Below are 266 nucleotides of genomic sequence, written 5' to 3'. Positions count from 1 at the left end.
CGCCCTGGGCGAAGGTCAGCGTTTCGCTGTTGGCGGTATAGTCACCGCCGGCCAGAGTCGCGGTGCCATCGGAGGTGGTGATGGTCACCGCCTGATCCGTCTGAGCATCGCCACTGCGCGTCACGGTAAACACCAGGTTGCCGCCCTCGTCGACCGAGACGTCATCGACACTGAACACCGCCCCCGCATCGTTATCGAGGATGGTACCGATACCGGCGCCATCGCCGATCACGGCACCATTGGTGGCATTGCTCAGGGTAACGTTG

At 63.2% G+C, this 266-nt stretch carries 1 protein-coding gene; it reads right to left on the bottom strand.

Annotated elements, in window-relative coordinates:
- Positions 1-266 (bottom strand): Calx-beta domain-containing protein (locus MRS74_RS23625; protein WP_254582727.1); only part of this gene is annotated, 266 nt, incomplete at both ends.

It is taken from the genome of Marinobacterium sedimentorum (assembly GCF_024267675.1).
In the GTDB taxonomy this organism is placed as follows: Bacteria; Pseudomonadota; Gammaproteobacteria; order Pseudomonadales; family Balneatricaceae; genus Marinobacterium_A; species Marinobacterium_A sedimentorum.
The sequence above is the reverse complement of the archived record's forward strand: the minus strand, read 5'-3'. Positions and strand labels throughout refer to the sequence as shown.